Annotated in this window: 9 protein-coding genes; 5 read left to right on the forward strand and 4 right to left on the reverse strand. The window is 73.2% G+C overall.

Translation table 11 applies throughout. From position 1 onward, the window contains the following. Positions 1-142: 142 nt before the first annotated feature. On the reverse strand, positions 143-637 hold the full coding sequence (locus ACFV4G_RS42195; RefSeq protein WP_380448727.1) for an FBP domain-containing protein: 495 nt from the start codon (positions 635-637) through the stop codon (positions 143-145). A gap of 81 nt (positions 638-718) precedes the next feature. Between ACFV4G_RS42195 and ACFV4G_RS42200 the strand changes: the two genes are divergently transcribed. From ACFV4G_RS42200 to ACFV4G_RS42210, 3 genes are all read left to right on the forward strand, one after another. Further along, positions 719-1,300 (forward strand): TetR/AcrR family transcriptional regulator, encoded by a 582-nt coding sequence (locus ACFV4G_RS42200; RefSeq protein WP_380448729.1) that lies wholly within the window; start codon positions 719-721, stop codon positions 1,298-1,300. A gap of 130 nt (positions 1,301-1,430) precedes the next feature. Continuing rightward, positions 1,431-2,141, forward strand: a complete 711-nt coding sequence (locus ACFV4G_RS42205) for a DUF6193 family natural product biosynthesis protein (protein ID WP_380448732.1) — start codon at positions 1,431-1,433, stop codon at positions 2,139-2,141. A 359-nt stretch (positions 2,142-2,500) separates the two neighbouring features. Then, complete coding sequence (locus ACFV4G_RS42210) at positions 2,501-3,283, forward strand: class I SAM-dependent methyltransferase (RefSeq protein ID WP_380448734.1); 783 nt, start codon at positions 2,501-2,503, stop codon at positions 3,281-3,283. 156 nt (positions 3,284-3,439) lie between these two features. Here ACFV4G_RS42210 and ACFV4G_RS42215 read toward each other — a convergent pair whose 3' ends face one another. Both ACFV4G_RS42215 and ACFV4G_RS42220 read right to left on the reverse strand, forming a co-directional pair. Next, on the reverse strand, positions 3,440-4,042 hold the full coding sequence (locus tag ACFV4G_RS42215) for a hypothetical protein (RefSeq protein ID WP_380448737.1): 603 nt from the start codon (positions 4,040-4,042) through the stop codon (positions 3,440-3,442). 52 nt (positions 4,043-4,094) lie between these two features. Further along, entirely contained in the window at positions 4,095-4,571 is a 477-nt protein-coding gene (locus ACFV4G_RS42220) for a MarR family winged helix-turn-helix transcriptional regulator (protein WP_380448739.1), read from the reverse strand. 112 nt (positions 4,572-4,683) lie between these two features. On the opposite strand from ACFV4G_RS42220, the gene ACFV4G_RS42225 reads away from it, so the two are divergent. After that, positions 4,684-5,940, forward strand: coding sequence for an alpha/beta hydrolase (locus ACFV4G_RS42225; protein WP_380448741.1), 1,257 nt, complete (start codon positions 4,684-4,686; stop codon positions 5,938-5,940). A 52-nt stretch (positions 5,941-5,992) separates the two neighbouring features. On the opposite strand, the gene ACFV4G_RS42230 is transcribed toward ACFV4G_RS42225, so the two are convergent. Next, positions 5,993-6,649, reverse strand: a complete 657-nt coding sequence (locus ACFV4G_RS42230; protein ID WP_380448744.1) for a TetR/AcrR family transcriptional regulator C-terminal domain-containing protein — start codon at positions 6,647-6,649, stop codon at positions 5,993-5,995. An 81-nt stretch (positions 6,650-6,730) separates the two neighbouring features. On the opposite strand from ACFV4G_RS42230, the gene ACFV4G_RS42235 reads away from it, so the two are divergent. Then, the coding region (locus ACFV4G_RS42235) for an FAD-dependent monooxygenase (protein WP_380448747.1) at positions 6,731-7,154 on the forward strand (424 nt) is incomplete at its 3' end.

Consider the following 7,154-nt stretch of genomic DNA (forward strand, 5'->3'; position numbering starts at 1 on the left):
CGGCGCCGCGCCGGGCGGGCGGGACCGGGCCCGGGGCGGGGCGGGGGCCGGGGGTGGGGGGCGGGCCCCCGCCGGTACGGGGCGGGGGCGGGGGAGAGGAGCCAGCTCAGGGTGACGTCCCACAGCGGGCCGCCACCCGCGGTCATGCGGTGACCTTGGCGACGAAGGCGGCCAGGTTCGCCACCGTGCGCTGGATCTTCTCCTCCACGGTGAGCGACTCGTGCAGCTTGGTGCCGACCTCCCGCTTGCCGCGCACGTAGAGCGAGCACGCGAGGTCGCTGCACATGTACGCGCCCACCGAATTGCCCTCCTTGCCCGCCTTGCCGGCCCGCGGGGCGACCAGCAGCGAGACGCCACCCGTGTGCGTGGTCACGCACAGCGAGCAGATGCTGCGCCGGGCCTGCCAGGAGGCCCCGGAGGACGAGCGCAGCGCGACGGCCACCGGGCGCTCGCCGAAGCCGGGGAGCTCGGCGACGAGGTAGGAGCGGTCGGGGGCCTGGGGATCCCGCCAGCCGAGGAAGTCCAGGTCCTCCCAGGGCTGTTCGGCGAGGTCTCGCGGCACGTTCAGGCGCGAGGCCTCGCCCTTGGTGGTGTTGACGAAGGCGGCACGGATGTCTCGTTCGGTCAGCGGCTTCATAGGGATCAACGTAAATTACCTAGGAGCATTAGGCAAATGTATTATTGCTCCAGGAGACCGTGGGAAGCAGAGGGGAACCGCATGGCGCGCGTAGGACTGACCGCCGAACGCCTCACCAGGGCGGGGGCGGAACTCGCCGACGAGGTCGGCTTCGACAAGGTGACCGTCTCGGCGCTCGCCCGGCGCTTCGGCGTCAAGGACGCGAGCCTCTACTCGCACGTCAGGAACTCGCAGGACCTCAAGACGAGGATCGCCCTGCTCGCCCTGGACGAGCTCGCCGACCGGGTGTCCGCCGCCCTCGCCGGGCGGGCCGGCAAGGACGCGCTGACCGCCTTCGCCGACGCCTACCGCGACTACGCCCGCGAGCACCCCGGCCGCTACGCCGCCGCCCGGCTCCAGCAGGACCCGGAGACCGCGCGCGCCAGCGCCGCCGTCCGCCACTCGCAGATGACGCGCGCTATCCTGCGCGGCTACGACTTCGTGGAGCCGGACGAGACGGACGCCGTCCGGCTCCTGGGCAGCACCTTCCACGGCTACGTCACGCTGGAGACGGGCGGCAGCTTCGCCCACACCCCGCGCGACACCGAGGACACCTGGGCGCGCATCCTCGACGCCCTCGACACGCTCCTGCGCAACTGGCCGAAGAGCCCGCCGATCGGCTAGCCAGGAGCCCCGGGCCGGCTGGGTCGTCGAAGGGCACCTGGTCGAACCCCGGGGCCGCCTTGCCCGGAGCCGGGAGGGCCGGCACCTGATCGACCGGGACCGTCGATGCGCTCGGCGGCATACTGGCGGGATGAGCTTCGGGGTGGGGTCCGGCGAGAGCAACTGGGGTGGCGGGGTGCTCCAGGAGACGTTGGGGCGTGTGGCGGAGGGCCTCGGGGTCGTCTTGCCTGAACCGGACGGGCAGTGGAGCGGCGCAGCGGTGTACGTCGACGCGGGGCTCGGCCGGCGGGTGTCGGTGCGTCCGGCCGGCGAGCAGCGGCGTGCCTTCTGGGTGTATCTCCAGAGCAACGGCCGGCGCCTGGCCTGCGGGTGGACCGCCGATCCGGCCGAGGTGGTCAGGGCGGCGGTGGCCTGGACCGGCGGAGCGGGGCTCGAGGAGACCAAGGAGCAGGCTCCGTGCATCGAGTTCCGCCCTTGGGCCCTCGCGCACGAGCGGGAGCCGCTCGGTGCTGTCGAGTTGGCGTGGTGCCTCAAGCTCGACGGCGTCCACATGCCGCCGATGAACCGGTTCCCGCGCGTGCATGCGCTGTTGGCGGCCGCGTACGCCCAGCCGGTGCTCCGCCAACTGATGCCGGTGACCAGCCACTTCAACCTCTGGTTCTCCACCAGTACCACCGCGCGATGGAATACGACACGGGTCGGGTACATGATCTGGCCGCACGATGAGGGGTTCTACGGGGTACGGAACCGGAGCGAGTCGCTCGCGCGCTTCGAGACACCGGAGGAGGCCGTCGCCTTCGTGGTCGCCGTCCTGCCGGAGGGGATCGGGCCGGCACGTTAAGCGTTGGTCGAGCGGTAGCGGCAGCGATCGTGTTCGTCGCCACGTCCGGCTGCACCTGTCCCCAGCGCTCTTGATCGCCAGGAGACCGTTTAGCGGGCCGGAACGCCCGCGAGTCGCACCTCCGAGGCGCCCGGGCGCCAGCGGACTTCGGTGACGGGCGCCCGGCCGGAGCCCTGGACGAGGCGCAGGGGCAGGTCGAGACGGTTGGTGACTCCCGTGCGGCCTTGAGCCGACCTCGCCCTCGGGGCTGGGTCTACGATCACACCAACGGCAGGCAGGACCGGCCTGGGAGGCCCCGGCCCGCCGACGAGCCCGGTGAGCACGCCGGGCGGGTGCTGGACCGGCTGAAGGGGGACCTCATGGCGCAGCGGACCGGGCGGACGGCGGACGGCAGTGCGGGCGACGCGGACTACGGCGCGATCGGCGGCTCGTACGCCGCCTACCGGCGCCCCGAACCGAGGATCGCCGCACTGATCGAGCAGGCCCTGGGCGGGGCCCGTACGGTGCTCAACGTCGGTGCCGGGGCCGGTTCGTACGAGTCGGAGGCCTTCGACGTGACGCCGGTCGAGCCGTCGGCGTCGATGCGCGCGCAGCGGCCCGCGCACCTGCCGCAGGCGGTCGACGCGGTGGCGGAGGACCTGCCCTTCCCGGACGACGCGTTCGACGGCGCGATGACGACGTTCAGTGTCCACCAGTGGAGCGACGTGAAGGCCGGCCTGCGCGAGCTGCGCCGGGTCACGCGCGGCCCGGTGGTCGTCCTGACCTGCGACCCGGACCTCGTGCGGGACTTCTGGCTGTACGAGTACGCGCCGCTGGTGCTGGACACCGAGGCGCGGCGCTACCCGTCCGTCGCCGACATCACCGAGGCCCTGGGCGGCGAGGCCGAGGTCACCGTGGTGCCCGTCCCGGCCGACTGCGTCGACGGCTTCAACGAGGCCTACTACGCGCGCCCCGAGATGCTGCTGGACCCGGCCGCCCGGCAGTCCTGCTCGGCGTGGAGCTTCGTCCCGGCGGAGCTGGCCCGCGAGTACACCGACCGGCTGGAACGGGACCTGGCCTCGGGGGCGTGGGACGAGCGGTACGGCCACCTCCGGCAGCAGGCGGTGCTGGAAGGCTCGCTGGTCCTGATCCGGGCCCGGTAGTAGCCGGCGGCCGTCCTGATCAACGCCGACGGCCTGACACCGCCCGGCGCCGTCAGCGCGCCGGGCGGAGCGGTCCCGGGCGGTCCCGGGCGGTCCCGGGCGGTCCCGGGCGGTCCCGGGCGGAGCCGTCCCGGGCGGAGCCGTCCTGGGCCTCCGTCACATGGTGCCGGAGAACAGCAGGGCGACCAGCTTGCCGTCGTCGTCCCGGCCTTCGAGGCAGAGGGCGGACTCGTCGCCGACGCGGAAGGCCAGGACGTTGGCACCGGTCGCCTCGTTGACCACGACGTCGACCCACGCGGGGACCTTGCCGGCCGCGTCGGCGGCGTCGAGCTCGGCTCCGACGTGCTCCACGAAGGCGCTGAGGTCCTCGAAGGCCTCCGGCCGGACGGAGCGGTCGCGGAACGCGTCCATCGCGGTCGAGTCCCACAGGAAGCCGAAGTCCGGCCCGAGCGGCTGCCAGTCCTCGACGGCGTCCTCGAACTCCGCCCCGGCGATCTCCTCGGGGCCGGCCAGCGGCACGAACACCATCTCCACCGCGCTCGACTCCCGGCCGGTCACGCCGTCCCGGAACCGCCGCACGCCGACGTACACGGGGTGCGAGCCCGGCGGGACGTCACCGCACGCGCTCCACTCGGGCGGCGCCGGGCAGCTGAACACCACGCCCTCGACCACCTTCAGATCGCCGATCCGGTGGAACTCGGTGGGCTCGCCCTGGACGTACTCGTCGGCCAGGGTCTGCAGCAGTTCGTTGATCTCCATGGCCGCACATTCTGGCGCACCCCACCGACAGCCGAGGCGGTCGGGCTGGTCCTCACAACCGGTCGTAGACGGCCGACAGCCGCTGGAGCACCTCGGCAGCGCGGTCGAGGGCGTCCGCGTCGTAGTCGGACAGGTCGGCGTGCAGGGCGTCGGTGAGCGCCTGCTGGCGCCGGCGGTGCCGCTCGCGGCCGGCGTCGGTGAGGGCGACCACGACGGAGCGCTTGTCCTCGGGCGGCCGGGTGCGGGTCACGTAACCGGCCGCGACCAGGCCGTTGACCAGTTGGGTGGCGGCGGCGCCGGTGGTCTCGGTGCCGGCCGCGAGTCCGCTGATCGTCAGCGGGCCCCGGTCGGCGAGGGTGCGCAGGGCGCGGGCGTGGGTGAGGGAGAGGGCGCCGGGGGTGCGGGTGGCGCGGCCGCGCAGGCGGGCGTCGGCGGCGCTGAGGCGGTAGGCGGCCCGGGCGAGGCGGTCGAGGGCGTCGGCGCGCTCGGGGGCGGGCTCGGGGGCGGGCTCGCGGGTCGGCTCGGTCATGTGCGGGTCTCCTCGGCGGTGGTGGCTTGACACCAGCTTAGGTTAAGTACTTAATGACTAAGTACTTAATCACTAAGTACTTAGTGATCCGGAACCCGAGAAGGAGACCGCCATGACCACCCGTTCCACCGGCCAGAGCTGGGCCCTCGACACCGCGCTCGCCCAGGGCGGCTTCGACGCGCTGCACCCCGAGGCCGTCGGCACCATGGAGCAGCTCGGCCACGACCACACCGACTTCGCGAAGGTCTTCGCGCTGGTCAGGAGCGGTGCGATGCTGCCCAAGGCCTGGGCGACGGTCGCCGCCCAGGCGGAGGAGCGCGCCGCGCACCACGAGCGCGGCGGTTTCGCGCGGACCGCCGCCGACCTCTACGGGCGGGCCGCGGTGATGTGGGGCCGCGCCCAGTACTCGATCTTCGACGCGACCGATCCGCGCAAGGCCGCGATGCGCACGCGCACCGACCACTGCGTCGAGCGCCTGGGCGCGCTGCGTGACGGCCGGGTGCGGCGCGTCGTCCTCGACTTCGAGGGCGGAGCGATCCACGCGCTGCTCCACCTGCCCGCCGGGCCGGTCGAGAACGCGCCGGCCGTCATCCTCGGCCCGGGGATGGACATGATCAAGGAGGACTACATCTGGGCAGCCGAGCGCTACTACACCTCGCGCGGGGTCGTCGCACTGTCCATCGAGGGCCCCGGCCAGGGCGAGACGCGGGCCGGCGGGCTCACCGTCGACCTCACCAACTACGAGCGCGCGATCGGCCGTTACCTCGACCACCTGGCCGCGCTGCCGGAGGTCGACGCGGCACGGATCGGCATGTTCGGCATCTCGATGAGCGGCTACTGGGGCTCGCGCGCCGCCGCCACCGACGGCCGGCTGGCCGCGCTCGCCGCGTTCGAGGCCGTCACGGGCGACTTCGCGACCATCTTCGAGCGCGCCCAGCCGACCTTCAAGAACAACTACATGTACATGGCCGGGTACACCGACGAGGAGGCCTTCGACCGCGACCTCGTCCGCCACCTGCCCCTCGGTGACCTGGTGGACCGGATCACCTGCCCGGTGCTGTACGGCATCGGCGAGTTCGACGAGCTGACCGACCTCGGGCAGGCGCTGGAGAGCTTCGAGAAGGTCCGGGCGCCGAAGGAACTGCGGGTCTACGAGGACGAGTTCCACCCGCTCGGCGGCGTGGCGGCCGAGGTCTTCCGGTTCGGCGCCGAGTGGCTGGAGCGGGCGCTGGCGGGCGAGTTCGCGACGCCCGGGCGGGACGTGCGGCACTACGTCCGCCGCGACGGCAGCACCGTCGACGGCAGCGCCGATCCGACGTGGTGGCTCGGTGCCGCGCCGGCGCACCTCGACGCGGTCCGGCGGGGCTGAGCAGCGGCCGAGGGGCGGCCGGGGGCGGGTCCGGGGTCAGGGGCGGCGCCGCTCAGGTGAGCAGCGTCGCCTCGACCCCGGCGAGGACGGCGGTCAGCCCCAGCTCGAAGCCCTCGTCGAAGTCCCGGAACATCACCCGGCCCGCCTCCGCCGCGAGCGGGTGGGCGGCGAGGCGTTCGGCGCGCGCGTCGACGTCGTACGCCTCGCCGCCGGCGAACGGGTCGGCGCCCATGGCCTGTTCCTCGACCACGTAGCCGATCGTGTAGCTGTACGCCGTGTACCAGGCGCGGGCGGCGGCGGACGGTGCGAAGCCGGCGTCGACCAGCAGGCGCAGGGCGCCGTCCAGGCCGGGCGCGTACGAGGTGTCGGTGAAGCGGGCGCCGCTGTAGACCTTGGCACCGTCGCGGTGGCGCAGCAGCTCGGCGCGCAGGGCGCGCATCGTCACGCGGTACGCGTCGCGCCAGTCGCCCCCGGCCGGCCAGGCGGACCCGGCCGACATGCGGCGCATCATCTCGGTCGCCATCTCGTCGAGCAGCGCCTGCTTGTCCTTGAAGTGCCAGTACAGCGCCGGTGCCTTGACGCCGAGTTCGGCGGCGATCGCGCGGAGGGTGAGGCCGTCGAGGCCCACCTCGTCGAGGAGTCTCAGCGCGGTGTCGGCGACCAGCTTCCGGTCGAGCTTCGGGGTTCCCGGGGTTCTCTGCGGCGTCACGGTTGACAGTTTAACGCCGTTAAGGGCAGGCTGCGGACAGCCGCCGTTTAACAACGTTAAGGAGAGTGGCCCGTGTCCGCGCTGCCCGTGTCCGCGTCGCCCGAATCCGTGCCGTCCGAATCCGCGCTGCCCGAATCCGTGGACGTCCTGATCGTCGGCGCCGGCCCCACCGGCCTCGCGCTCGCCCTCGACCTCGCCCGGCGCGGCGTCCGGGCGCTGCTCGTCGCGCGCGCCGCCGAGCTGTTCCCCGGCTCGCGCGGCAAGGGGCTCCAGCCGCGCACGCTGGAGGTGCTGGACGACCTCGGCGTGCTGGCCGGGGTCCGCGCGGTGGCCGGGCACTACCCGGTGAACCTGTTCTGGAAGGACGGCGAGCCCCAGGGCGAGCGCCGCATGTACGACCCGACGGAGCCCTCTGAGAGGGCGTTCGATACTGATTTAGGCTTCCGCAGGCGATTTCGGGCGGAGGTATTGCCCGACTTTGTCGGGGCTGGCGGTCAGGCGAGTG

The sequence above is a fragment of the Kitasatospora sp. NPDC059747 genome (assembly GCF_042732955.1).
Taxonomy (GTDB): Bacteria; Actinomycetota; Actinomycetes; order Streptomycetales; family Streptomycetaceae; genus Kitasatospora.

What these genes read in the sequence shown, in the direction of transcription:
- ACFV4G_RS42195 (WP_380448727.1), bottom strand. Translation starts at nt 637, where the DNA reads ATGAAGCCGCTGACCGAACGAGACATCCGTGCCGCCTTCGTCAACACC.
- ACFV4G_RS42210 (WP_380448734.1), top strand. Translation starts at nt 2,501, where the DNA reads ATGGCGCAGCGGACCGGGCGGACGGCGGACGGCAGTGCGGGCGACGCG.
- ACFV4G_RS42215 (WP_380448737.1), bottom strand. Translation starts at nt 4,042, where the DNA reads ATGGAGATCAACGAACTGCTGCAGACCCTGGCCGACGAGTACGTCCAG.
- ACFV4G_RS42225 (WP_380448741.1), top strand. Translation starts at nt 4,684, where the DNA reads ATGACCACCCGTTCCACCGGCCAGAGCTGGGCCCTCGACACCGCGCTC.
- ACFV4G_RS42200 (WP_380448729.1), top strand. Translation starts at nt 719, where the DNA reads ATGGCGCGCGTAGGACTGACCGCCGAACGCCTCACCAGGGCGGGGGCG.
- ACFV4G_RS42220 (WP_380448739.1), bottom strand. Translation starts at nt 4,571, where the DNA reads ATGACCGAGCCGACCCGCGAGCCCGCCCCCGAGCCCGCCCCCGAGCGC.
- ACFV4G_RS42205 (WP_380448732.1), top strand. Translation starts at nt 1,431, where the DNA reads ATGAGCTTCGGGGTGGGGTCCGGCGAGAGCAACTGGGGTGGCGGGGTG.